The organism is Serratia sp. CY27727 (genome assembly GCF_052169275.1).
GTDB classification, from domain to species: domain Bacteria; phylum Pseudomonadota; class Gammaproteobacteria; order Enterobacterales; family Enterobacteriaceae; genus Serratia; species Serratia sarumanii.
Genome location: NZ_JBJNLB010000005.1, coordinates 113,335 through 138,953, shown reverse-complemented (window position 1 = coordinate 138,953; position 25,619 = coordinate 113,335). Strand labels below are relative to the sequence as shown.

Here is a 25,619-nt window from a genome sequence, read left to right as displayed (position 1 = left end):
TGAGTTTTTCAATATTCCAACGCGACGGCGCGCACCGAGGCTAGAGCCTTAAGCGTGCTATAGAGTTCACTCAGCGAGGTCTTACGCCGCAGGGATACCTTCATATTGATCTCAATCAGGTCTTTTTTGATATCCCTGATTGTCAAACCATCGACCAGATACTTGTTTTTCTTCATTTCAGTGATGACTTCGTTGAGACCCTCTTTGTTCAAAATAATTATTTTGACTTTAATTTTCCCTACGGCTCCGTATCTGAAATGAAGATGGGAAACGACGGGGCTTAATTTTATAGACAGTAAAAACAAGAGGGTGACCAGTAGCGCATAGAGATAGAATCCTGCGCCGCAGGCAATGCCGATCCCCGCTGATGCCCAAACGATAGCGGCGGTTGTCAGACCTGAAATGGCATCATCACGGCGGTGCAGGATTACGCCGGCGCCGATAAAACCGACGCCGCTGATGACCTGCGCCGCCAGCCGCATGGGATCCGTACGAATGTTGCTGGCTAACTCGGCATAATGTTCGGCAGAAGTAATGGACACTATCGTGAGCATGCAGCTGGCTGTTGCGATGATCACGCAGGTTTTAAAACCTACGGGTTTCCCTTTGGACTCCCTTTCCAGGCCGATGATCCCGCCGAGTAAAAAGGCGGCCAACAGTTTGGCCGCGATTTCCCAGTGTGGATATACCGCGTCTCTGATGTACAGCATAATATCCATGGCTATTTCTCTTCGTTCCTTTACCCGTTTGGTTTAGCGTTTGGCCGGTTCGGTGGCGATTTGTTTCCTTCGCAGCGTGTCGTCTTTAAAGAACACCAGGAAGAACAACGAAACACCGGCGGCAACAACGGCAGGGTAAAGCCAGAATGTCGCCCATTGCGGAAGCGCGGCGGCGGAAGTGCTGGAAACGGTCACCGTTTCGTTAAATATTTGGCCGCAGACAGCCGAGGCAAAAAACAGACCGATGCCGTTGGAGACGATAAAGCGCAAGCTTTGCGCCTGAGCCTTAATTTCTTCCTTGGCTTTGCTATCGACATAGATGTCTCCCGCGGTGAAGAAGAAATCCCAGCAAAGGCCCTGCAGCATCAATGCGGCAAGGACGTAGGCCATATCGACATGCAGCGCGGAGTAGGAAAGCAGCAATGAGCGCAGAATCCAGCAGATCGCGCCCAGCAGAATGGCCGTTTTAAAGCCAAAACGCAGTAAAAACGCCGACAGGACAAACATGAACAAGACCTCCATCACGGTACCTGCTTGCATCATGGTTGCGGCGTTGTCGAAGCCCAAAGATTTCAGAAAAACCGGAATATAGGCGGAATAAGCCGTTTTGGGGATCATCAAGACAAAGGTGCTGGCCATAAAAATGGCGAAATACTTATCTTTGAACAGGGACAATGCGTCGAGGCACAGTAGCTCGCGCAGCGTGAAACTTTGTTTCCGTTCTTTCGGCGGCGTATTGGGCAGTGTGAAGCAGTAAATGCCCAGTAAGGCCGCAGTGCCTGAGGCGATATACCAGGTCGTCGTGCTACCGGAGAGGCCGAGTTGACCGAGCAGAAAACCGATGGACATAAAGCCGAAGGTGCCGAAAACGCGGATCACTGGGAACAGTTGCACACCGTCGATATGGCGGAAGCTAATGCTGTTGGCCAACGCCGTCGTGGGATAGAAAATCAAACCAACGAAGAAAATCAGCAGCAAAATCATCGTGGTGTTTTGTACTTCAATGTATTGCGGTACCAGCAGTAAAACGCCCGCATTGACCAAATGCAGCGCCGCCATCACTTTTTGCGAAGGGATAAAACGGTCGGCGACGAGCCCGATAAACAGCGGGGAGATGAGCGTTGCGATGCCCAGCAAAGCGTACGCATCTCCGATGATGGCGGAAAGCCCCACGCTGCTTAAGACCAATCCCATGGTCATGTTCCAGGCACCTTGGACGAAATATTGCAGGTACATCATGACGACCAAACGAGGTATCTTATTATTTTTCATGTTATTTCCTTTTATATTTCTATTTTCAGCCCGTCGTAGGCGATCCTGATATTGCGCTCATCAAACAACTCGACTAATTGGTGGTGCAACAGGTTCACGTTATGTGAAATATGCGAAATGACTATTTCGCCATTTGGGTGCAGCGCCTGAGAATCTTGTAATCGCTGCTGTGCGGCAAAAATGGTTTCTATGCTCATGTGGTTGTCTGAACGTGCGTTTTGAGTAAACCCATAGGTACATTCAAGAACGACCAGGTCGGCACGTTTTCTCTCCAACCATTGCCAGGTCGCCTCTGGGAACCAGCCCGAATCATGGCCGTAAAATATTTTTTTCCCTTCTTTCTCAATAAAATAGACGTAGCAAAACTCCCAGGGCGCGTGGTTGGCGAGCAGCGGAGTGATGCGGTAGTCGTGGCGTTCGACGGTAGTGAGGGGCGGCGGGCAGATAAAGCGAAATCGCTCCCGGCTGTAATTCGGCAGCATGTCGAGACAGCCATTGATGGCCCGGTCGTTGCCGGTAATGGTTAATGGATGTTCAATATGGTGGCCGAAACCTTCCATACGGCTAAAAAGCTCGCCAACGTTGAAATGGTCGGCGTGTGTATGCGTGAACAGCAAATCAGTAATTTTTGTCGCATCAATAGCGTCGCGCATGATTTGATAACTGAACTCTGGCGCCATGTCGATTAATAAGATGTCATCGATAAGCGCTGAAGAACGAGTGCGAATGTCTTTGCCTTGCATCGCGTGAGCTTGCAGACACAGGTCGCAACGGCAGAATGGGTTAGGTATTCCTTCAGATGAGGAAGAGCCCAGAAAGTGAATTTTCATTTTCTCTCCATTTTTATTTTTTTTTGATGTTTATTGGAACGTACCAATCATTATTTCCGGTAGATTTTTTTGCAAATTTTTCATTCTGTTTTCGTGATTTCAATCAAATTGATTTTTTATTCTTGTTATTTATCAGTTAGATGTGTTCGGCGGGGTTTTCCAGAAGAGAATGGCTTTATCCATTGCATTCATGCAGCTATTTATTCTAAATGTGAATTATGAATGAAAGTAGAGTGGTGGTATCGCTAAACACGCCGGTCATCGTTGATCAGAGTGTTGGTGTGAAGCCGGTCGCTTATTTGATCGACTATTGTGCTTCAGTATAGAATCCTGTCATGACTCCATCCGCAAGCTAAGATCCAACAATGCCTACAATCAAGGACATAGCCAGGTTGGCCGGCGTCTCTCACGGCACCGTATCGAATGTACTGAATGGTCGGGGGAACGTCAGCGTCAAGAAAATCAACGCGGTCATGGACGCCGCCCGACAGCTTGACTATAAACCCAATGCGCAGGCGCGGGAGTTGCGGGCCGGGAAAGGCACGGGAATTGCCGTGGTGTTGCCCGATATCACTTCCGAGCGCTACGGTTCTTTTTATACCGGCATTACTCAGGCGCTATCGCTGCAGGCAGAGGTGGCCCTTTATCTGACCGACGATCGTGAGCAAAACGAACGACGGATCTTGCAAATGTTGGCGGCGAAGCAATATCGATTGGTCGTCAGCGTTTCCTGTCTGCCCCAGGCTGCCGACTATTACGATTTGTTGGGGCAGGATGGGGCCGAGATCGTCTTTGTTTATCGCCAACCCGAAGGCGCAGAGCGCTTCGTGTCGCCGGATTTCGTACAGGCTGCCCATGACATTGCGCAAGAGCTCGCGGTTTCTTCCGCAAGTCGAATCGGCTTGTTCTGCGAAGAGCGCCGATATCCGTATGCCGAGCAATTTGCGTCTGCGTTGCAAACGCGTTTGGCGCTTCTGCGCCCTGAAAGCACGTTGACAATATACAGCAGCAGCCAAGCTGAGAGTTACCGCACCGCGTTTGCGTTTTTTGCGGCGGAGCCTTTTGATGCGATCGTCGCTATGGATAGCGAAAAAGCCGACGATCTCAGGGCGGCCTGTCGTCTGGGCAGTGAACTGGCCTGTCCGGCACTGTACGTCCTGAGTGGCGGAGCGAAAGGCGGAGAAGACAATCTGCACTGTTATCAATTGGATGCGATGCAGTTGGGGTACGGCATTGGCGACGGTTTTCTGAACGCTTTGCCGCGAAGCATGCCGGAGCAACCGGGTACGGGCAATAAAGGGTTCGACGTGGCCGCTAAATCTTTGCTGTTCCAGCGTGAAATATCACGGCATGTTTTGCATTTCGCATCGTTGGCCAACCCTTCCATTACGGCTCTCAATAAGCTTCTGCCCGGCTTTCGTCGGCAAAGTGGCATCGACGTCAATATTACGACTTACTCCTACGATGAAATGTTCCACCTGCTGGAAGAGCCGGATCAACAGCGCGATATCGATATTTTTCGCGTCGATGTCGCCGTTTTGGCTTGGTTGGCTCCTCGTTTGATGCGGCCATTGGTCACCCTTGGTGACGGGGTTGCGTCGCTGGCGACGCGTTTCTCTGGCCAAGCGTTGGAGAAATATATCTTTTGCGGCGGGACTGCCTATGCGTTGCCTTTTGATCCCAGTATTCAACTGCTGTTTTATCGTCGGGATCTGCTCGAAGACCCCGTAATCAAAAGGATGTTTTACGAGCAGTTCGGCGACGAACTCCGCGTGCCGGAAAATTTCTCTGATTTTGATAGGGTGTCGGCTTTTTTTGCCAGGTTGCATCAGCCGGGAAACCGGATGCGTCCTATGGGGGCTTGTGCGATAACGGGCAATCCCAGGCTTATTGCTACGGAGTTTCTGCTGCGCTATTACGCCCTTTCCGGCCATTTAATGCGAGACGAGATGGGGCCGCAGTTAGAGCCTGTGGTTGGCTGCAGGGCGTTGGAGCAGTATATCGGCCAGTTTAACCACGTCCGTGAACTGCCCGGCGGCTGGTGGAGTGAGTCTCTGGCACTTTTTGAACAGGATGGAGTGGCGATGTTGAATGTTTTCATGAACTTGTTCAACGATGTAGCCCATAGTCCTGTCGCCCCTTCTCTGGGATATGCGCCGGTGCCGGGCAATGTACCCATGCTGGGCGGAGGCTCGCTAGGGGTGTCACGCCATAGTCGAAAGGACAGGCAAATCGCGGTATTTTTCGACTGGCTATTTTCACGTGAAATATCGGAACAGATCGCTTTATTGGGCGGAAATAGCGCTCATCCGGCGATTTATGACAATCCACGCATCATTCATAGTCACCCGTGGCTGCGTCTGGTGAGAGCGGTGGGATATCAGGGGGTAAGAGAGTCTTCTTTACCGGACGGTAAAGGCGTAAACCTGCATCAGATAGAGTTGATCATCGGCCAAGGTGTGATGAAATCTCTCGATAAGTCTATGAAACCAATAGAGGCTATTAACTATATCAATAGTAAACTACGCGTTTTGCAAAATTCGACGGGCGCTCCTTAAACACACGAGCAACTTCAGAACTGCGTTGACACACGAGTCTTGCACTGAAGTGGGTTAATTTATTAAGAATATTCGCATGATAATAATAATCGAATAATAGAATTCAGCAGGTTGCTGTTAATAAGTTTATTTCGGCCGATAGCGTTCGCCATTTTTATTATAAAAACCCAATAAAAAAGCACGCCGACGGCGTGCTTTGGGTGAATGAGGCCGCGCTTATTGCGGATAAGGCACCCAGTCGCCGCCGTTCAGGCGAATGTAGGGCTTGCCCTGATACAGCATCACGACGGCGTTGTCGTTTTCGGAGATGACCGGGGTCTGCGGCAGCCCCTGGGTCAGCGCCTGCCAGTCGACGCTGGGTTCGCTGAAGACCTTGCCGTCCACCAGACGCGACACCAGTTCAGACAGCGCCAGATAGCTGCTCGGCGTTTTGATCTGCAGCGGGCTGCCCTGATGCGGCGCCTTCATGCCCACCAGTTTGATGCCGACCGGCGTATGGGTGATATTCGGGCTGGGAATGTCGCGCAGGCCGGACATCTGCATCTTGTCGCCCACCAACGCCGCGCCGTGTTCCGGCACGATCACCACCACCACTTTGCGGCCGGATTTCTCCAACTGATCGAGGAAGGTGTTCAGCTGATCGAACAGCTTCTGTGCGCGCGGCGGGTAGTCGGCGCTCTTGTTGGAGCCGACGAAGCGGTTGCCGTCGTGCAGCGGGATGACGTTGAAGAAGGTGGCGGTGCGGCCGTCACCGCCTTTTTGCTGCTGATCCAGCCAACGGGTCAGCAATTCGAGATCGTTATAAATCGGCTCGCCGTCGAACGACGTCAGCTCGTTGCCGATGCCGGCCTGCGACATCAGCGGCGCCTGCATGTCGCCCTGTTCACGCAGCTCTTTCAGGAAGTTGCCGAACACCCCGGAGTGATCGAGCATCAGCTGTTCCTTGAAGCCGAGCTTCGCCAGGTTGTCGAACAGGTAACACTGCTGGTTCACCGGCTGATACAGATCGCGATGCGAAAGCTGGCCGCAGCTGGCGCGCAGCAAACGGATGGCCGCCGGGCCGCTGTAGGCGGTGGCCGAGTTGAAGTTGTCGAACATGATGTCCATCTTCGACCACAGCGGGTGATTTTGCAGGTTGACCGCGTCCATATCGGCCCAGGCCAGCGAACAGATGTTGATCACCAGCAGATCGAACGGCTGGGCATCGGCGGGCAAGCTGGCCGGGAACGCGGTGGTGCGGCTTTTTTCTCGCTCGTAGAACTGGTTCAGGTAGGCCGTCAGGTTGGCGCTGGTCGGCGGCAGGCTGTCTGCCGGCGCAGCATCCCCCGCCGCCGGCGCAGACGTGGCCGGCGTATTGGCGCCGCCGGCCGCGGCCGTGGAGGTCGCGGGCAGCAGCGAGACTGCCGGCCCGGCGATGTTGACAATATTGAGCCACACCAGCGCCGCCACGGTGAACACCGTGACGCGGACCCACTGCGCGACGAACAGGTAGGCGATAAACAGCACGAAGGCCGCGCCGATCATTTGCCAGTTGATAAAGCGGCCGATCAGCTCCAGCAGATACTGGGCGCTGAAGCCGGCCAGCTGCGAACCCTGGCTGAGAATGCTGTTGATGCCCGGCAGCCAGGTGTCGTGGTAGAACAACGCGATGCCGATCGGAATGGCGAGGTAATGGCGCCAGCGATGCAGGCGCTGCGACGGGATCGGCATCAGCAGAAACGCCATGAACACCAGGTTCGGCAGCGCGTGGAAGTTCAGGTAGCCGAACCACAGCAGGGCGAATTTGGCCAGAAAGTACAGGTTCCAGCCGCCCAGTCCGCGCCAGTAGCGCCATAGAGCGTTATCGGATTGCGTCTTCGAGTTTGGATTCATGGCTGCTTCTTACGTTTAATCTGAGATGAGGAGCCTGTGCGCACCCACAAACCGGCGGATTTCAAATAGCGCGGCGATAACAACAGGTTTTGCCAGTATTGACGCAAATGCGGAAAACGCCGGTGAAAGGCGTAGCCCAGCGGGATGAAGATCAGCGCGCACAGCAGGATCAGTTGCACGATGTCGTTAAGGTTCAGCATGCGGTTCCTCCTGCGGGCCGAGCGTCAGCGTGAAGGCGACCGGCTGCCGCCGTTCTGCGGGCGCCTCGGCCGCCGTCTCGCGGGGGCGCGGCGCGGCGCCGGCGGTGCCGGTGGCCGAAATCTGCCAGTGCCCCTGGGCCATACGTTTGATTTCCGAAATGATATCGACGTCCTGATGCCACACCACCCGGTTGCTGAAGGCTTCATCCACCGGCAGGCGGAAGATGAACCTCAGCGCGGTATCCAGATCGTTGATGCGGCAGGTGGAGAGAAACAGCACCAGCCGCCCCTGCACCACGGTCATCACGTCGCCGAAGCGCCGCAGGTGGCACAGGGTCATCGCCTGTTCGGCGCGCAGGCCGGTGGCCGGCCGCAGCGCCACCATCACGCCTTTGCCGTCCTCGGGCAGCAGCGTGTTGCCCATCAACGAAAGCACCGCCTGGCTGAACGGTTCCGGCCGCATATAGCCTTTGAGCTGCAGCGGGCGCAAACCGGCCAGCAGCGCATCGATGTCGGCGGGCACATGGCGCGAGAAGCGCTGCCCCTGGATGCCCTCGAGCATGGTCAGAAAACGCGACAGCGGCGCGACGTGCGGCACGATCAGGTTGGCGCCGCAGGCCAGCAGCAGCCGCTCGTCGCTGTAGCGCAGGCTGGCGCTCATCTCGCGCACCGCGATTTTCAGGCCGTTGCCGCGGCTGCGGCGCAGGGTGTGGATCTGGTGCGCCAGGTGATCGATTTGGTCGCTTTGGTACAGCGCGAAAATCAACGTCGCCGAGAGTCTCAGCATGCCGTGCTGCGCCAGTTCGTCGTTGCTCTCCAGCAGCTGCCAGTTGGCGGACAGCGGCGGCGCGCCTTCCAGGATGCTGCGCTCGGCCAGATACAGGCCTTCATCGCTGCGCAAGGCGGTGGGGGAGGGTTGGCTGTTTTCATCCTCACCCTGCCAGCCGCCTTCCGCGGCGTACAGCGTCAGCAGCTGATTGGCGTTGATGCCGTTTTCGGTGCTCCACCAGTTCACCAGATATTGCGCGCTGTCCTGTTGCCATTGCAGGCTGGACAGGCCGTTCAGGATGCGATGCTGCGCGCTGAGCTGCCCTTTGAGCTTATTGATGCCGCCGCCGTGGGTGAGGATCAACAGCGTGCAGCCCTGCCGCCGCAGCCAGGCGGCGAGGGCGCGCGTCCACTCGCGCAGCTCTTCGGTGGTGAAGGTTTGCCACAGGCTGGCGTGGGCCAGCAGGATAAGTAAGCGATTTTGCGGCCGCAGGGCGCGCATCAGATCGTCGCTCAACTGCGTCAGCGCGGCTTTTTTCTCCGGTAATTGATACAGCGGCAGCTTCTGCAACGCGGGCGAAGCCAGCTCGGCCAACAGGCGATCGGGTTTGTCGCCGCTGCAGATCAGGGCGACTTTGCGGGTGGCCGGCTGGGCGGCAATGACCTGGCGACACAGCAGCGCGGCGTCGCTTTGCCTGTCGATATTGATCCAATAAAGCCCGGGGGCCTGCATCACCGACAGCTCTTCCCAAATCTGCCGAATGCCTAGAGAAAAAGAGTGCGCCATAGGATGTGTTCTACTTTCGTTGAAAGCCGACTAAAGGCGTTTATATATAAAGATAGCCATTTTTACTCTGGCAATAACAAATCTCCTACGCTCTGCAACAATATTTGTTGAGAATCATCTTATTGCCTCTCTATTTTTGTATCGTTGCTATAGTTAATTAACATAGCCTATTTTCGCCAAGGCGGAAGAATGAATAACGCACCCACCCATTTTCGTGCAGCGGCGCCTGGGGAGAGCCAGGATGACCTGCAGGCGCTCAGCCAGGCTTTTTCATTGCCGAAATTAAGCTATGTCGATATTTCCCGGCAGGAGCGGTTAACGCAAATGATGACGCGCTGGCCACTGTTGGCCGAATTGGCGCAGACCACGGGGAGCCATTGATCTATGCCGGTGATCGCGCTGCAAGGGTTGCGGGGTGGAATGGGGACGACGTCGGTCACGGCAGCGCTCGCCTGGGCGTTACAGCAGCTGGGCGAGTCGGTGTTGGCGATCGATTTCACGCCGGACAATCTGCTGCGCCTGCATTTCAACACGCCGTTCGAGCTGGCGCGCGGCTGGGCTCGCGCGGAGCGGGACGGCGGGCGCTGGCAGGAGGGCGCGCTGCGTTATTGTGAAAACCTCGACTTTCTGCCCTTTGGCCGCCTGAATGCGGCGGAACGGCTGGAAGTGCAGCGCCAGTGTCGGGAGCAGCCGGAACGCTGGCGCGACAACCTGCGCCAACTGATCGCCGGCGATCCGCTGCGCTGGATCCTGCTGGATGTTCCGGTCGGGGACGGCGTGCTGGCGCAGCAGCCGCTGCAGCTTGCCGACAGCGTGTTCGTGCTGTTGAACCCCGACGCCAACTGCCAGGTGCGGCTCCATCAGCAGACGCTGCCGAACGACTGCCGTTTCCTGGTCAATCACTACTCCTCCGCCAGCCAGCTGCAGCAGGATCTGCATCAGCTGTGGCTGCAAACGCTGAGCGGCCTGTTGCCGGTGGTGATCCACCGTGACGAAGCGTTGGCGGAAGCGCTGGCGGTCAAACAGCCGTTGGGCGAGTACCGCCCCGAGAGCCTGGCGGCGGATGAAGTGCTGACGCTGGCCAACTGGTGCCTGATCAATCTCAAACGGGGCGTTGCGCCATGAGCCGGGTGCTGAGCCTGCTGCTGGTGCCGCCGGTGCGTCAGGCGGTGCAGACGCGCTACCGCGGCTATCGCCGCAATGGCGCATCGGCGCTGACCGCCTTTTTCGCCACGCTGCTGGTGGCGTTGGGCTGGCTGCTGCTGCGCTTCGAGTCGCCGGCCTGGCAGCGCGTGCGTACCGGCCGCGCTTACTGGTTCCCGCATCTGTCCGCCGAACGCCCGCGCCCGGCGGATGCGCTGCGTTATCTGCTGCAAGGGCTGTGGTTGCTGCTGTTTCGCAGCGGCCGCGCGCCGGTGCAGCGTGACTATTTCGCCGCTTGGCGCCGCCTGCAGCAGCGCTATGCCGACTGGCTGCAGGGCCTGCCGCAGCGGCTGAAGAACGCCGGCGTGGAACAGCGCTCGGTGGAGCGCCTCGGCCGCATGAACCGCGGCATGCGGCGCGCGCTGTTTATTCTGGTCAGCGTGCTGGCGGCGATCCTCGCCATGCTGTGCATCTCGCAACCGTTCGATCTGCCGGCGCAGTTCGTGTTCGTCCTGCTGCTGTGGGGGATCGCGATGGTGGTGCGCCGGGTGCCGGGGCGTTTGCCCGCGCTGATGCTGATCGTGCTGTCGCTGACCGTCTCCTGTCGCTACCTGTGGTGGCGCTATACCGCCACGCTGAACTGGGACGACCCGCTAAGCCTGGTGTGCGGCCTGTTGCTGCTGGTGGCGGAAACCTACGCCTGGGTGGTGCTGGTGCTGGGCTATTTCCAGACCATCTGGCCGCTTAACCGCCAGCCGGTGCCGTTGCCCGAAGGCAGCGCCAGCTGGCCGACCATCGATCTGATGGTGCCGACCTACAACGAAGATCTCGGGGTGGTGAAGCCCACTATTTATGCGGCGCTAGGCATCGACTGGCCGAAGGAAAAGGTGAATATCTATCTCCTCGACGACGGTAACCGCCCCGAATTCCGGGCGTTCGCTGACGAAGTGGGGGTGAAATATATCGCCAGGCCGACCCACGAACACGCCAAGGCCGGCAACATCAACAATGCGCTGAAGCAGGCCACCGGCGAGTTCGTGGCGATATTCGACTGCGACCACGTGCCGACGCGCTCCTTCCTGCAGCTGACCATGGGCTGGTTCTTCAAAGACAAAAAGCTGGCGATGCTGCAAACCCCGCACCACTTCTTCTCGCCGGATCCGTTCGAGCGCAACCTGGGCCGTTTCCGCCAGACGCCCAACGAGGGCACCTTGTTCTACGGGCTGGTGCAGGACGGCAACGACATGTGGGACGCCACCTTCTTCTGCGGCTCTTGCGCCATCCTGCGCCGCAGCGCGCTGGACGAGATCGGCGGCATCGCGGTGGAAACCGTCACCGAAGACGCCCATACCTCGCTGCGTTTGCACCGACGCGGGCACACCTCGGCCTATATCCGCATTCCGCAGGCCGCCGGGCTGGCGACCGAGAGCCTGTCGGCGCACATCGGCCAACGCATTCGCTGGGCGCGCGGTATGGTGCAGATCTTCCGGCTGGACAACCCGCTGCTGGGCAAGGGGCTGAAACTGGCGCAGCGCCTGTGCTATGCCAACGCCATGCTGCACTTCCTGTCGGGCATTCCGCGGCTGATCTTCCTCACCGCGCCGCTGGCGTTTTTGCTGCTGCATGCCTACATCATCTTCGCGCCGGCGCTGGCGATCGCGCTTTATGTGCTGCCGCACATGATCCACGCCAGCCTGACCAACTCGCGTATCCAGGGGAAATACCGCCATTCGTTCTGGAGCGAAATCTATGAAACGGTGCTGGCCTGGTATATCGCGCGGCCGACGACGGTGGCGCTGTTCAATCCGCACAAGGGCAAATTCAACGTCACCGCCAAGGGCGGGCTGGTGGAGGAGGAGCACGTCGACTGGGTGATCACCCGGCCTTACATGTTCCTGGTGATCCTGAACCTGGCCGGGCTGGCGTTCGGCGTCTGGCGCTTGGCCTATGGCCCGACGGACGAGGTGATGACGGTGATCATCAGCCTGGTGTGGGTGCTGTACAACATGACGATTCTCGGCGGCGCAGTGGCGGTGGCGGTGGAGGCCAAGCAGGTGCGTCAGGCGCACCGCGTGGAAATCGCCATGCCGGCGGCGATCGCGCGCGCCGACGGCCATCTGTATCCCTGCACGCTGCGCGATTACTCCGACGGCGGCGTGGGCATTGAGATGCGAGTGGAAAACGCGTTGAAAGACGGCGACAGGCTCTCGCTGCTGCTCAAGCGCGGCCAGCAGGAGTACAGCTTCCCCTGCGTGGTGACGCGCGCCTTCGGCAACAAGGTGGGGGTGCGCCTGGTCGACCTCTCCACCCGCGAACACATCGATTTCATTCAGTGCACCTTCGCCCGCGCCGATACCTGGGCGCTGTGGCAGGACGGGTTCCCCGAAGACCGGCCGATCGAAAGCCTGCGCGACGTGCTGGCGCTGGGCTTCCGGGGGTATGTGCGCATGGCGGACTACGCGCCGCCGCTGGTGCGCGGTCTGCTGGTCGGGGTTACCTCGCTGACCGCCTGGGTCGTGTCGTTTATTCCGCGCGGCGTCGGCAGGGATCCGACCTTGGGTCAACAAGAAACAGTGGGTTAGCTGCGAGTTCAACCGCCCGCTCACTCGCCCGGTGAACAGGCTCCAACATTGATGATGATACGATGACGAGAAAAATAACCTGGTTAACTGCTCTGGCCTTAGGCATCAGCACCCTGTCGCAGGCCGAAACCGCCACCGCGCCGACCGTGGCGGCCCAGCCGCCGATCGCCGCGGCGGCCGATACGGCGATCGCGCCACCGCCAACCGCCGCGCCGCAGGATCCGAATGCGCCGGTGCGCGACGTGTCGCTGTCGTTTGCGCAGATAGCGCCGCCGCCGGGCACCTTTGTTCTGCGCGGCACCCGGCCGGACGGGCAGATCGAATTCGGCGTGCGCAGCGACGAGGTGGTCTCGCAGGCGATGCTCGATATGGAGTTTACGCCATCGCCGGCGCTGATCCCGGTGGAGTCGCACGTCAAGGTCTACCTGAACGACGAGCTGATGGGCGTGACCACGATCGCCAAGGAGCAGCTGGGCAAGCCCAATCGCATCCAGATGGCGATCGATCCGCGTTATATCACCGATTTTAACCGCGTTCGGCTGGTGTTCGTCGGCCATTATCAAAATATCTGCGAAAACCCGGCCAGCACCTCGCTGTGGCTCGACGTCAGCAAGTCCAGCGCGCTGAAGCTGCGTTTCCAGACGCTGCCGGTGAAAAACGAGCTGTCGCACTTCCCTGAGCCGTTCTTCGACAGCCGCGATAATCGGCCGCTGACGCTGCCGATGGTGTTCGCCGGCCAGCCGGATCTCGCCCAGCAGCGTGCGGCGGGCATTCTGGCGTCCTGGTTCGGCAGCAAGGCGCAGTGGCGCGGGCAATCCTTCCCGACGCTGTACAATGCGCTGCCGACGCAGCACGCGGTGGTGTTCGCCACCAACTCGCAGCGCCCGGATTTCCTGCGCGATTATCCGGCGGTCAACGGCCCGACGGTGGAGATGATCAGCCATCCGGATAATCCGTACGTCAAACTGCTGTTGATTCAGGGGCGTGACGACAACGATTTGATCACCGCGGTGAAGGGCATCGCGCAGGGCAACATCCTGTTCCGCGGCCAGAACGTAACGGTGGACAAGGTGGAACAGCTGGCGCCGCGCCAGCCGTACGACGCGCCGAACTGGGTGCGCACCGATCGGCCGATGACCTTCGCCGAGCTGCAGCAGTACGCCGAGCAGCTGCAAACCAGCGGCATCGAGCCCGGGCCTATTTCGCTGACCATGAACCTGCCGCCGGATCTGTTCCTGATCCGCAGCACCGGCATCGACATGCACCTGAAATACCGTTACACCGCGCCGCGCATTCAGGACGGTTCGCGGCTGAGCGTCAGCCTGAACAACCAGTTCGTGCAGGCTTACTCGCTGGTGCCGGAGCACGAGCAGGGCGCGCAGCTGCTGCGCCTGCCGTTGACGCAGGGGCTGCTCGATTCCGACAAGAACGTCAATATCCCGGCGCTGCGGCTGGGGGCCACCAACCAGCTGCGCTTTGACTTCGACTACACCACGCTGCTGGCCAGCGGCGCGGAAGGGCGCTGTGAAACCTACTCCTTCACGCAAAACCACGCGGTGATCGACGGCGCGTCCACCATCGATTTCTCCGGCTACCGCCACTTTATGGCGATGCCGGATCTGCGTGCCTTCGCCAACGCCGGCTTCCCGTTCAGCCGCCTGGCGGATCTGTCGCAAACGCTGGTGTTGGTGAATCAGAAACCGCAGCCGGCGCAGGTCAGCGCGCTGCTGAACGCGCTGGGCGTGATCGGCGCGCAAACCGGCTACCCGGCGCTGGCCTTCACGCTGAGCGATGACTGGTCGCAGGCCAAGGATCGCGACGACGATATCCTGATGGTCGGCACCATTCCGCCGGAGCTGCGCGACGACAAGAAAATCAGCCTGCTGGTGGACGCGACCCAAAGCTGGGTGAAACAGCCGACGCGGCAGCCGCCGCTGCCCAGCGCGGAAGCACTGGCGGAGGACACCCGGCCGGACAGCAAGACCGCAGTCAGCTCCGAGGGCGCGATGTCGGCGATCATTGGCGTGCAGTCGCCGTTCAACGACCAGCGCAGCATCGTGGCGCTGTTGGCGGACAGCCCGCGCGGCTATGAGCTGCTGAACAATGCCCTGCTGGACAGCGGCAAGCGCGCCGCGGTATTCGGCTCGGTGGCGGTGATCCGCGAATCGGGGGTCAACAGCCTGCGCGTCGGCGATATTTACTATGTCGGCCACCTGCCGTGGTGGGAGCGGCTGTGGTATGCCCTCTCCACCCATCCGGTGCTGCTGGCGGTGATCGCGGTGGTGCTGGTGGTGATCCTGGGGCTGATGCTGTGGCGTGGCCTGAAGGCCTTCAGCCGGCGTCGTCTGGCGCCTGAAGATCGGGATTGACGGCGGTGAACGCCATGCTGCAACGCCTGTCGCTCGGCATGCTGCTGCTGTGCGCCTTCAGCGCCGCGGCGGCCTGCGAGTGGCCGGGCTGGCAACAGTACAAGCAGTTCTACATCAGCCCGCAGGGGCGGGTGATCGATCCGAGCAGCCCGAACAAAATCACCACCTCCGAGGGGCAGAGCTACGGCCTGTTCTTCGCCCTGGTGGCCAACGACCGGTCGACCTTCGATCTGCTGCTGGCCTGGACGGAGAACAACCTGGCGGCGGGCGATCTCAGCGCCCGTTTGCCCGCCTGGCTGTGGGGCGAGAGCGACGACAAACGGTGGAAGGTGCTGGATGCCAACTCGGCGTCGGACGCCGATCTGTGGATCGCCTACAACCTGCTCGAAGCCGGCCGCCTGTGGAAAAGCCGGCGCTATCAAACCTTGGGGACGCTGCTGCTGCAACGCATCGGCCGCGAGGAGGTGGCCGACATTCCCGGCCTGGGCCTGATGCTGCTGCCGGGAAAAGTCGGGTTCGTGACGGACGATCGCTGGCGGCTGAATCCCAGCTACCTGCCGCCGCAGCTGTTGGCGCGTTTTGCGGCGCTGAACGGCCCGTGGCGCGCGATGCGCCAGGTCAATCAACGGCTGTGGCTGGACACCGCGCCGCACGGTTTCTCGCCGGACTGGGTGGTGTGGCGGGTCGGCGCCGGCTGGCAGCCGGATCCCGTCAAGCCGAACGTCGGCAGCTACGACGCCATTCGGGTTTATCTATGGGCCGGCATGCTGGCGGACGACGATGAATACAAGGCGGCGCTGCTCGAACGTTTTCAGCCGATGGCGCAGCTCACCGCCAAACAGGGCGTGCCGCCGGAGAAAACCGATACCGCCAGCGGCAAAACCACCGGCGGCGGCCCGGTCGGCTTTTCCGCCTCGATGCTGCCGATGTTGGCGACGCAGGCTGAGGCGCTGGCGACACAGCGGCAACGCATCAGCGAACATCCGCCGGGGGACGACGCCTATTTCAGCGCCTCGCTGACGCTGTTCGGTCAGGGGTGGGATCAACAACGTTATCGCTTTAATCGTCAGGGTGAATTGCAACCCTCGTGGGACGGCCAATGCACAACTTCAAAATAAACTGGCTGAATTTGATTCCGCTGAGCCTGGCGATGCTGCCGCAGGCGCGCGCTGCGGAAGCCGTGGCCCCGGAGCAGTGGCTGCTGGAACAGGTGCGCATTGGCGAGGCCGGCAACAAGGACGATCTGGTGCGCCAGTCGCTGTACCGGCTAGAGCTGATGGATCCGAACAACCCGGACGTGATCGCCGCGCGCATGCGTTTGGCGCTGCGGCAGGGCAATATGGCGCTGGCGCAGCAGCAGTTGGACAAGCTAAAAACCCTCGCGCCGCAGTCCAGCGCCTATCGCCAGGCGCAAATGAACATGCTGCTGACCCAGCCGGAAACCCGGCAGAGGCTGCAGCAGGCGCGCCTGATGGCGACCGCCGGCCGGTTGCCGGAGGCCAAGGCGCAGTACGATGCGCTGTTCCACGGCGAGCCGCCGACGCTCGAGCTGGCAGTGGAGTACTGGCGGCTGGTGGCGCGTTTGCCGGGGCAGGAGGCGAAAGCGTTGAAGCAGCTGCAGGCGCTGGATCAGCAATATTCCGGCAACGTGGCGCTGCGCATGTCGCTGGCGCGCATGCTGTTCAGTCAGAACCAGGACGCGCAGGCCTATGAGCTGCTGCAGAAGATCGCCGCCGATCCGGCCGGGCGCGGCGATGCCGCCGATCTGTGGTTGGACAAGGTCAAAGCGATGCCGGTCAGCGCGCAAAGCGTGGCGGCGCTCAACCGTTTCCTCGGCGTGTTCGATACCGGCGATCAGGCGACCAGCGCCCGCGAAGAGCTGGCCAGACAGCAGAAACTGTTGGCCGATCCGGCGTATCAGGCGCGGGTGCGCGGCCTGGCGCAGGTGGATAAAGGCGGCAGCCGGGCGGCCATTCCGGCGTTGCAAAAGGCGCTGGCGGCGACGCCGAACGACGCCGAGGTGCTGGGCGCGCTCGGCCAGGCCTATTCGCGCGCCGGCAACCGCCCGCAGGCGTTGAAGCTGTTCCGCCAGGCGCTGGCCGCCGACACGAACGGCTACGACAGCGGCAAGTGGCAAAGCCTGATCAAGAGCACCAGTTACTGGCTGGCGATAGACGAAGGCGACAAGGCGCTGAAGGCCGACAATCTTGCGCTGGCCAGGCAGAAATACCAGCAGGCGCGCCAGCTCGACGACCGCGACGGCGATGCGTTTATCGGCCTGGGCGATGTGGCGGTGGCGAGCAAGGATGACGCCGCGGCGGAAGGGTTTTATCAGCAGGCGCTGCGGCGCGATCCCGGTAACGGCAGCGCGCTGCGCGGCCTGGTGAATCTCTATCAACGCCAGTCGCCGGAAAAAGCGCTGGCCTACCTCAACGGCCTGCCGCGCAGCCAACAGGCCAAGCTGCGCAGCACCCTCGACGGGCTGCGGCTCGATATGTTGAAGCAACAGGCGGAGACGCTGGCGGCGCAGCAGCAGTGGCAGCAGGCGGCGGAAATCTATCGCCGCGCCCAGCCGATGGATCCCGACGACGTTTGGCTGACCTATCGCTATGCGCAGGCGCTGCGTCAGGCCGGGCAGCCGCAACAGGCGGACGCCTTATTCCGGCAGCTGGCGCAGCGTCAGCGCGCCAATCCGCAGTTGGCCTATGCCTATGCGCTCTACCTTTCCGGCAGCGATCGCGACGACCAGGCGCTGGCGCAGCTCAATACGCTGCCTGCGGCGCAGTGGAACGACAACATGCGCGAACTGGCGCAGCGGCTAAAAATGCAGGCGGTGATTGCACATGCTGAACGGCTGCGGGCGGCCGGCGACGAACCGGCGGCGGAAGCCTATCTGCGCCGGCAGCCGGCGGACACCCGCATCGATTTGCTGCTGGCCGACTGGGCGCTGGCGCGCGGGGAGTATGCGGCGGCGCTGGGCGACTATCAGCGGGTGAAACGGCGCGAACCGAACAACCCGGATGCGCAGCTGGGCGAGATCGAAGCCTATGTGGCGCAGGGGGATCTGGACGCGGCGCGCCAGCGGCTGAAAACCGAACCGCAGCCGCAAGACGCTTCGCTCAACAGCCAACGGCGGATCGCTAACGCCTGGGGCGCGGTCGGCGATCCGCAGCAGGCCGAAGCTATCTTCGGTCGGCTGAAAACGGCGGCGGCCGCGGAGCCCGTGGGGCAGACCAAGGCGCTGATCTACCGCGACGCCGCCCGTCTGGAACGGGCGCAGCGGCAGCCGGAGCGGGCGCAGCAGGATTACCGCCAGGCGATGGTGGCCGGCGGCATCACGCCGACGCTGCCGCAGGACAATGACACCTACACCTCTCTGACGCGCAATAACCCGGGCGACGACTGGCTGAAACGCGGCATCCGTTCCGAGGCCGCGGATCTGTACCGGCAGCAAGACGTGAACGTCACGCTCGATCACGATTACTGGCGCTCGAGCGGCACCGGCGGTATTTCCGACTTCAATGCGCATGACACCATGCTGCAGGTGGACATGCCGCTGTATGACGGGCGCGCCTTCTTGCGCACCGACACCGTGCAGCTGGATGCCGGCCGCTTCTCGACCGACGGCAGCGGCCACTATTACGAGACCTTCGGCACCTGCAACACGCAAGGATGCCGCGGCGATGAACATCAGAAATCCACCGGCACCAGCGTGGCGGCCGGCTGGAAAAACGATCGTTGGGCCGCCGATATCGGTACGACGCCGATGGGCTTCGAGGTGGTCGACTGGACCGGCGGGCTGGCCTACAGCGGCGACTGGAACCACATCGGCTGGACGCTGGCGGCCTCGCGGCGGCCGATCTCCAGCTCGCTGCTGGCGTTCGGCGGCGCCAAGGATCCGAACACCGGCATCACCTGGGGCGGCGTGCGCGCTACCGGCGTCAGCCTGAGCGCCAGCTACGATCGCGGCGAGGCGAACGGCGTGTGGGCCGATCTCAGCGCGCACCAGATTACCGGCAAGAACGTGGCGGATAACCAGCGGCAGCGGTTGATGGCCGGCTACTACTACAAGCTGATCAACGAAGACAATCGCCGCCTGAGCGTCGGGCTCAATACCATGCTGTGGCACTACCAGAAGGATTTGAGCGGCTATTCGCTGGGGCAGGGCGGCTATTACAGCCCGCAGCAATATCTGTCGCTGTCGCTGCCGGTCAACTATCGCCAGCGCACCGAGAACTGGTCGTGGGAGCTGGGCGGTTCGGTTTCGCTCTCCCATTCGAAAACCGACAGCCAGCGCCGCTATCCGCTGCAGGGGCTGATCCCGGATTCGCTGCCCGATAAGTTCGCCGTTGAGGACGGCAGCTCCTCGAGCGGCGTCGGTTATACCCTGCGGGCGATCGTCGAACGCCGTCTCAGTTCGCACTGGACGCTCGGCGCCGGTATCGACATTCAACAGGCGAAGGACTATACGCCGAGCCACGCGTTGATTTATCTGCGCTATTCCCTGGCCGGCTGGCAGGGGGATCTCGATTTGCCGCCGCAGCCGCTGACGCCTTACGCCGACTTCAAGTAGCCGGGAGGGGAAAGATTCGGAGTGTCGGACACCGGGGAGTTTTGTTACCCTGTGTCCGGGTCGCGTTTGTTCGCTTTAGGAAAAGACTGAAACCCGCGATTTTCTTGGTTTTGCCTGCGGCATAGCCAGATAAAAACAGCCGATGATCGAGTATAATCAGCCCGGTTCGAGGGGGCGGGTGAGAGTCAGCCCCCTTTTTTGTTTCAGCCCGATTTCACGGAGAGCAGGTTTGCGGGTCAGGCGTTCGTTAACGATTAAGCAGATGGCGACGGTGTCCGGCGTGGCGCTGGTCACGATCTGCATCTTTATCGTGATCCAGTTATTCCACTTTGTGCAGCAGCGCAGGGATGACTACGCCCAGCAACTGGAGAATATCGCTCAATCCGTGCGCCAGCCGCTGGCGGAAGCGGTGCTGCGCATGGACGTGCCGGAAGCCAAAAAGGTGCTGAACACGCTGTTGCCGGTCGGCATTCTCAGCCGTGCGGATATCGTCTTGCCGAACGAGTTTCAGGCACTGCACGCCAATTTCCCGCCGGAGCGGCCGGTGCCGACGCTGATCGCCCGGCTGTTTGAGCTGCCGATCCAAATTTCCGTGCCGCTCTATTCGCTGGAGCGGGTGCCGGCCAACCAGCAGCCGCTGGCCTATCTGGTGCTGCAGGCCGATTCGTTCCGCATGTACCAGTTTATCCGCAGCATTTTGTCGACCATGCTGTCGACCTACCTGCTGTTGGCGCTGATCCTGTCGGTGGCCATCACCTGGTGCATGAACCGGTTGATGGTGCATCCGCTGCGCGCGATGGCCAAAGAGCTGGAAAACATCTCGCAGGACGAAGCGCCCTACCACCAGCTGATGCTGCCGACGCTGCACCAGGACGACGAGCTCGGCCTGCTGGTGCGCAACTACAACCGTAATCAACAGACGCTGGCCAAGGCGCATGCCGACATGAGCCGCCTGAGCACCCGCCATCCGGTGACCGAACTGCCGAATCCGGCATTGCTGAACGCGTTGCTGGAACAGCATATCGCCTCCAGCCTGCGCCCCGAGCGTTTTAACCTGCTGGTGATCGGCATCGAGACGCTGCATGAAGCCTCGGGCGTGATGAGCCCGGCGATGCGTGAAGCGCTGCTGTTGGCGCTGGCGAAGAAGCTGCGCGGCTGCATCGACGAAAACGGCGTGCTGGCGCAGCTGAGCAATACCGAATTCGCCATCCTGGCCAAGGGGACCGAGCGGCCGTTCCACGCCATGCAGCTGGCGCGACGCATCATGGCGGAGATCAACGCGCCCTTGACCTTGGAAGGTCTGGCGCTGCGGCCCAACGCCAGCATCGGCATCGCGCACTACCTCAATCAGGGGGAAAGTGCGGAACAGCTGCTGCGCAGCGCCACCTCGGCGATGATGTCCGCCCACCGTGAAGGAAAAAATCAGATCCTGTTTTTCGAGCCCAGCCTGACGGAACGCACGCAGAAGCGGCTGACGCAGGAGAGCGAGATTTTGCACGGCATCGAGCAGCGGCATTTTACGCTGTTCCTGCAGCCGCAGATCGACATGCAGTCCAACGAGGTGATCGGCGCCGAAGCGCTGTTACGTTGGCAGCAGTATGACGGCAGCTATACCCTGCCGGCCGACGTTATCCCGCTCGCGGAAGAGCTGGGCGTGATCGTGCCTCTCGGCAACTGGGTGCTGGAAGAGTCCTGCCGCATCCTGGCGGACTGGCAGCAACGCGGCATTGCGCTGCCGCTGGCGGTCAACGTTTCCGGTATACAGATGCAGCATGAGGCGTTCGTCCCGCATCTGAAAAACCTGCTGGCGCAGTATCGGATAGACCCGCGCAAGCTGCTGCTGGAGATCACCGAGACGGTGCGCATCGACGATCTCGACCGCGCGCTGGCGCTGCTGCGCGAGCTGCACGCTCTGGGATTGTCGATCGCGCTTGACGACTTCGGCATGGGCTACTCCAGTCTGGAATACCTGAACCGCTTGAAATCCCTGCCGATCGATTTGATTAAAATCGACCGCAGCTTCATTCAGGGGCTGCCGGCCGACGATGCGATGGTGCGCATCGTCAGTGCGATCTCCGAAGTGCTGGCGTTGCCGGTGATGGCCGAAGGCGTGGAAAACGCCGAGCAGCGCGACTGCCTGCTGCAGCACGGCATTCGCAGCGGGCAAGGATTCCTGTTCGCCCGGCCGCTGCCGCGCGCAGCGTTCGAAGCCGAGTTTTGCCGCGCGGCGCCGTAAGCGCCGCGTTTACCTTTCCGGTACTTTTCCCCGTCCGAAAATCGCTATTTCTCCTCTACCTCTTTTGCGTTAGTGCAAACAAAGCATTACGCAATTTTCAGCTTTGCACCCCGACTGACGCGTTTCAGCTCTTAAATTCACATCAACTCCCAGGGGCGGGTGCAACAAATTATTTCCATGTTGTTAAGTGGGTGTTATTTTCCGCGCAAGCAATGAACAGGCTGGATTTTTAGACTGCTGCCTGGTGCGTGTCTTCCCCCCCATAGGATGTTCATATGAAAACAACGATCTTTAAGAGCCTCTATTTTCAGGTGCTGACGGCGATCACGCTGGGTATCCTGCTTGGCCATTTCTACCCTGACCTCGGCGCCGAGATGAAACCTCTGGGCGATGGCTTCGTCAAACTGATCAAGATGATTATCGCCCCGGTGATCTTCTGCACCGTGGTGACCGGCATCGCCGGCATGGAAAGTATGAAGGCGGTGGGCCGCACCGGCGCCATCGCGCTGCTGTATTTTGAAATCGTCAGCACCATCGCGCTGATTATCGGCCTGGTGATCGTCAACCTGGTGCAACCGGGCGCCGGCATGAATGTCGATCCCGGCACGCTGGACGCCAAGGCGGTGGCAGTCTACGCCGAGCAGGCGCAGCAGCAGGGCATCATTCCGTTCCTGCTGGACATCATCCCCGGCAGCGTGATCGGCGCGTTCGCCAGCGGCAACATTCTGCAGGTGCTGCTGTTCGCGGTGCTGTTCGGCTTCGCCCTGCATCGCTTGGGTGAAAAGGGGCAGCTGATCTTCAACGTGATCGACAGCTTCTCGCGGGTGATTTTCGGCATCATCAACATGATCATGCGCCTGGCGCCGCTGGGGGCCTTCGGCGCCATGGCGTTTACCATCGGTAAATACGGCGTCGGCACCCTGGTGCAGCTCGGCCAGCTGATCGTGTGCTTCTATATCACCTGTATCCTGTTCGTAGTGGTGGTGTTGGGCAGCATCGCCCGCGCCAACGGCTTCAGCATCTTCAAATTCGTCAACTACATCAAAGAAGAGCTGCTGATCGTGCTGGGGACCTCGTCGTCCGAGTCCGCGCTGCCGCGCATGCTGGATAAAATGGAGAGGCTGGGCTGCAAGAAATCGGTGGTGGGCCTGGTGATCCCGACCGGGTACTCCTTCAATCTGGACGGCACCTCTATTTACCTGACCATGGCCGCGGTGTTTATCGCACAGGCGACCAACACCCACATGGACATCATGCATCAGATTACCCTGCTGGTGGTGTTGCTGCTCTCCTCCAAAGGGGCGGCGGGCGTGACCGGCAGCGGCTTTATCGTGTTGGCCGCCACCATCTCCGCCGTCGGCCACCTGCCGTTGGCCGGCCTGGCGCTGATCCTCGGTATCGACCGCTTCATGTCGGAAGCCCGCGCGCTGACCAACCTGGTGGGCAACGGGGTGGCGACCGTGGTCGTGGCGAAGTGGTGCGGCCAACTGGATGAGAAACAGCTGAAAGCCACGCTGAACAACAAAAACGCCGGCGCGGACAAAACGCTGCCTTCCGCCTGATATTGACGGCGAATCACCGGCCGCAGCCGCGGCCGGTGAGGTTTTCCCCCTGCCTCGTAACGATTTCTTGCATTAAAAACCCCGCTATCTATTATTTTTCACTCTAATGAGTGACATCCGCAAAGGCGCGCGGTCTAACACGATGGTACACTTTCTGCTTTCCGCCCCACTGTGAAACTCAGGGCGTATTTTTATGATTCCATTGAATGGAATACACGCATTTGCATAAGAAATTGGATAGTCATTAAGTAGGGGTTCACATGCAGGGCACCAGAATTCATCTTATAGTTGGTGGGCTGCTATTGGCTGCAGCCAGTAGCAGCGTGCAGGCTGAAGCACTACAACCCGATCCTGCCTGGCAGCAGGGGGCGCTGGCCAACGGGTTTTCATGGCAAATTCTCGATACGCCGCAGCGGCCAAGCGACCGCGTGGAACTGCGGCTGATCGTCAATACCGGCTCTCTGGTGGAGTCTTCGCAACAGACCGGCTTCGCCCAGCTGTTGCCGCGGCTGGCGTTGACGCGCAGTGAAAGCTTTACCGCGCCGCAGCTGCGCGCCCTGTGGCAGCAGAGCGTGGATAACGAGCGGCCGCTGCCGCCGGCTATCATCTCGTATGATTTCACCATGTATAATCTCAGCCTGCCGAATAACCGGCCTGACCTGCTGAAAGAAGCGCTGGCCTGGCTGGCGGACACCACCGGCAAACTGGCGATCGACGAGCATACGGTGCACGCGGTGATGAACTCCACCATCAATCCGGTCGGCACTTTCCCGCCCAATACCCAAGACGTCTGGTGGCGTTACCGCCTGAAAGGCTCGACGCTGCTGGCGCACGATCCGGCGCAGCCGGCGAAACGGCCGGTCAACCTCGAACAGCTGAAGAAATTCTATCAACAGTGGTATACCCCGGATGCCATGACGCTGTTCGTTGTCGGCAAGGTCGACAGCCGCAGCCTGGGCGAGCAGATCAACAAGGCGTTCTCGCCGCTGCAGGGCAAACGTGAAACCCCGGCCCCGATGCCGACGCTGACGCCGCTGCCGCAACAGCCGGTGAGCCTGATCAGCGAGCAGGTGAAACAGGATACGCTGTCGATCATGTGGGATTCGCCGTGGCATCCGATTCGCGATTCGCAGAGCCTGCTCCGTTACTGGCGTGGCGATCTCGCCCGCGAGGCGCTGTTCTGGCATCTCCAGCAGACGCTGGAAAAAAGCGACCAGAAGAGCCTGCATCTGGGCTTTGACTGCCGCGTGCAGTACCAGCGCGGGCAGTGCGCCATCCATCTGGATACGCCGAACAACAACCTGAACGGCAGCCTGGGCTTTATCGCCCGCGAGCTGGCCAACGTGCGTGACAACGGCCTGTCGAAAGAAGAATTCGATGCGCTGCTGGCGCAGAAAAACGATCAGCTGAGCAAGCTGTTCGCGACCTACGCCCGCACCGACACCGATGTGCTGATGAGCCAGCGCCTGCGTTCGCAGCAGAGCGGGGTGGTGGATATCGCGCCGGAACTGTATCAGAAGCTGCGCCAGGAGTTCCTGTCCAGCCTGACGCTGGAGACGCTGAATCAGGCGCTGAAGCTGCAGCTTTCTCAGGAGGCGACGCTGGTGCTGATGCAGCCGAAGGGCGAGCCGGAAATGAGCATGAAGCAGCTGCAGGAAACCTATGACGGCATCATGATGCCGGCGCCGGCGGTGGTGACGGAGGAAGCCAAACCGGCCGACGCCGCGGTGGCTGCACCGGCGACGGACGCCGGCGCGCAGTAATGCCCAGCAGGGGGCTCAGGCCCCCTCAGTTGCGGTACAGCACCTTGATGATGTGGTAACCGAACTGGGTTTTGACCGGGCCGTAAGGTTTGAGCAGCGGAATGCTGAACACCGCTTTATCGAACGCCGGCACCATCGCGCCCTTGTTGAATTCGCCCAGCGAGCCGCCGTTGCGTTTTGACGGGCAGCTCGAGTATTTGCGCGCCAGCGTGTCGAAGCTGACGCCGCGCTTCAGCTTGGCCAGCAGCTCGTTGGCCAGCTTTTCATTGTCTACCAGAATGTGCAGGGCGCACGCCGTTTTTGCCATGGTATTGCCTTTGTCGATGCGAAAATTGCGCTGATTATACCCGCTAAATCTCATCGGCGCTTTCTGCTACAATTCCCT

Annotated in this window: 17 protein-coding genes; 10 read left to right on the top strand and 7 right to left on the bottom strand. The window is 60.3% G+C overall.

Annotated features, from left to right (window positions below):
- Positions 1-8 precede the first annotated feature (8 nt).
- The 3 genes from ACJ8HB_RS14725 to ACJ8HB_RS14715 are packed head-to-tail and all read right to left on the bottom strand — an operon-like array spanning position 9 to position 2,821.
- The gene (locus tag ACJ8HB_RS14725; protein ID WP_047569857.1) at positions 9-719 is read right to left on the bottom strand and encodes an MgtC/SapB family protein; all 711 of its coding nucleotides are present in this window, start codon (positions 717-719) and stop codon (positions 9-11) included.
- Positions 720-752: 33 nt separating this feature from the next.
- A complete protein-coding gene (locus ACJ8HB_RS14720; RefSeq protein ID WP_047569855.1) occupies positions 753-1,991 on the bottom strand; it encodes an MFS transporter in 1,239 nt (412 codons plus the stop codon).
- Positions 1,992-2,002: 11 nt separating this feature from the next.
- Positions 2,003-2,821: an MBL fold metallo-hydrolase gene (locus tag ACJ8HB_RS14715; RefSeq protein WP_047569853.1), complete on the bottom strand. Its 819-nt coding sequence runs from the start codon at positions 2,819-2,821 to the stop codon at positions 2,003-2,005.
- A gap of 365 nt (positions 2,822-3,186) precedes the next feature.
- On the opposite strand from ACJ8HB_RS14715, the gene ACJ8HB_RS14710 reads away from it, so the two are divergent.
- Positions 3,187-5,379 carry an extracellular solute-binding protein gene (locus ACJ8HB_RS14710; RefSeq protein WP_047569851.1) on the top strand — a complete coding sequence of 731 codons (2,193 nt, stop codon included), beginning with the start codon at positions 3,187-3,189 and terminating at the stop codon, positions 5,377-5,379.
- Positions 5,380-5,595: 216 nt separating this feature from the next.
- On the opposite strand, the gene bcsG is transcribed toward ACJ8HB_RS14710, so the two are convergent.
- The 3 genes from bcsG to bcsE are packed head-to-tail and all read right to left on the bottom strand — an operon-like array spanning position 5,596 to position 9,006.
- Positions 5,596-7,251, bottom strand: coding sequence for a cellulose biosynthesis protein BcsG (bcsG, locus tag ACJ8HB_RS14705; RefSeq protein ID WP_047569849.1), 1,656 nt, complete (start codon positions 7,249-7,251; stop codon positions 5,596-5,598).
- Positions 7,248-7,451: a cellulose biosynthesis protein BcsF gene (bcsF, locus tag ACJ8HB_RS14700; RefSeq protein ID WP_004934139.1), complete on the bottom strand. Its 204-nt coding sequence runs from the start codon at positions 7,449-7,451 to the stop codon at positions 7,248-7,250. The genes bcsG and bcsF overlap by 4 nt, the downstream gene beginning before the upstream one ends.
- Entirely contained in the window at positions 7,438-9,006 is a 1,569-nt protein-coding gene (gene bcsE / locus ACJ8HB_RS14695) for a cellulose biosynthesis protein BcsE (protein WP_094860110.1), read from the bottom strand. Before bcsE ends, bcsF begins: the two co-directional genes overlap by 14 nt.
- Before the next feature lie 189 nt (positions 9,007-9,195).
- On the opposite strand from bcsE, the gene bcsR reads away from it, so the two are divergent.
- The 9 genes from bcsR (at position 9,196) to ACJ8HB_RS14650 (ending at position 25,234) form a co-directional block, all read left to right on the top strand.
- Positions 9,196-9,387 (top strand): cellulose biosynthesis protein BcsR, encoded by a 192-nt coding sequence (gene bcsR, locus ACJ8HB_RS14690; protein WP_033649881.1) that lies wholly within the window; start codon positions 9,196-9,198, stop codon positions 9,385-9,387.
- Positions 9,388-9,390: 3 nt separating this feature from the next.
- Complete coding sequence (gene bcsQ / locus ACJ8HB_RS14685) at positions 9,391-10,131, top strand: cellulose biosynthesis protein BcsQ (RefSeq protein WP_047569847.1); 741 nt, start codon at positions 9,391-9,393, stop codon at positions 10,129-10,131.
- Positions 10,128-12,731 (top strand): UDP-forming cellulose synthase catalytic subunit, encoded by a 2,604-nt coding sequence (bcsA, locus tag ACJ8HB_RS14680; protein ID WP_047569846.1) that lies wholly within the window; start codon positions 10,128-10,130, stop codon positions 12,729-12,731. Before bcsQ ends, bcsA begins: the two co-directional genes overlap by 4 nt.
- Positions 12,732-12,793: 62 nt before the next feature.
- The gene (bcsB, locus tag ACJ8HB_RS14675) at positions 12,794-15,100 is read left to right on the top strand and encodes a cellulose biosynthesis cyclic di-GMP-binding regulatory protein BcsB (RefSeq protein ID WP_047569844.1); all 2,307 of its coding nucleotides are present in this window, start codon (positions 12,794-12,796) and stop codon (positions 15,098-15,100) included.
- Positions 15,101-15,105: 5 nt separating this feature from the next.
- Positions 15,106-16,218, top strand: coding sequence for a cellulose synthase complex periplasmic endoglucanase BcsZ (gene bcsZ / locus ACJ8HB_RS14670; protein WP_047571702.1), 1,113 nt, complete (start codon positions 15,106-15,108; stop codon positions 16,216-16,218).
- Positions 16,200-19,673, top strand: coding sequence for a cellulose synthase complex outer membrane protein BcsC (bcsC, locus tag ACJ8HB_RS14665; protein WP_047569842.1), 3,474 nt, complete (start codon positions 16,200-16,202; stop codon positions 19,671-19,673). The genes bcsZ and bcsC overlap by 19 nt, the downstream gene beginning before the upstream one ends.
- A gap of 229 nt (positions 19,674-19,902) precedes the next feature.
- Positions 19,903-21,909 carry a biofilm formation regulator HmsP gene (gene hmsP, locus ACJ8HB_RS14660; protein WP_047569840.1) on the top strand — a complete coding sequence of 669 codons (2,007 nt, stop codon included), beginning with the start codon at positions 19,903-19,905 and terminating at the stop codon, positions 21,907-21,909.
- Between the two features lie 275 nt (positions 21,910-22,184).
- Positions 22,185-23,471 carry a dicarboxylate/amino acid:cation symporter gene (locus ACJ8HB_RS14655; protein WP_033636623.1) on the top strand — a complete coding sequence of 429 codons (1,287 nt, stop codon included), beginning with the start codon at positions 22,185-22,187 and terminating at the stop codon, positions 23,469-23,471.
- A gap of 260 nt (positions 23,472-23,731) precedes the next feature.
- On the top strand, positions 23,732-25,234 hold the full coding sequence (locus tag ACJ8HB_RS14650) for a M16 family metallopeptidase (RefSeq protein WP_033636624.1): 1,503 nt from the start codon (positions 23,732-23,734) through the stop codon (positions 25,232-25,234).
- A 25-nt stretch (positions 25,235-25,259) separates the two neighbouring features.
- Here ACJ8HB_RS14650 and ppiC read toward each other — a convergent pair whose 3' ends face one another.
- The gene (gene ppiC, locus ACJ8HB_RS14645) at positions 25,260-25,541 is read right to left on the bottom strand and encodes a peptidylprolyl isomerase PpiC (RefSeq protein ID WP_004934175.1); all 282 of its coding nucleotides are present in this window, start codon (positions 25,539-25,541) and stop codon (positions 25,260-25,262) included.
- Positions 25,542-25,619: the final 78 nt, after the last annotated feature.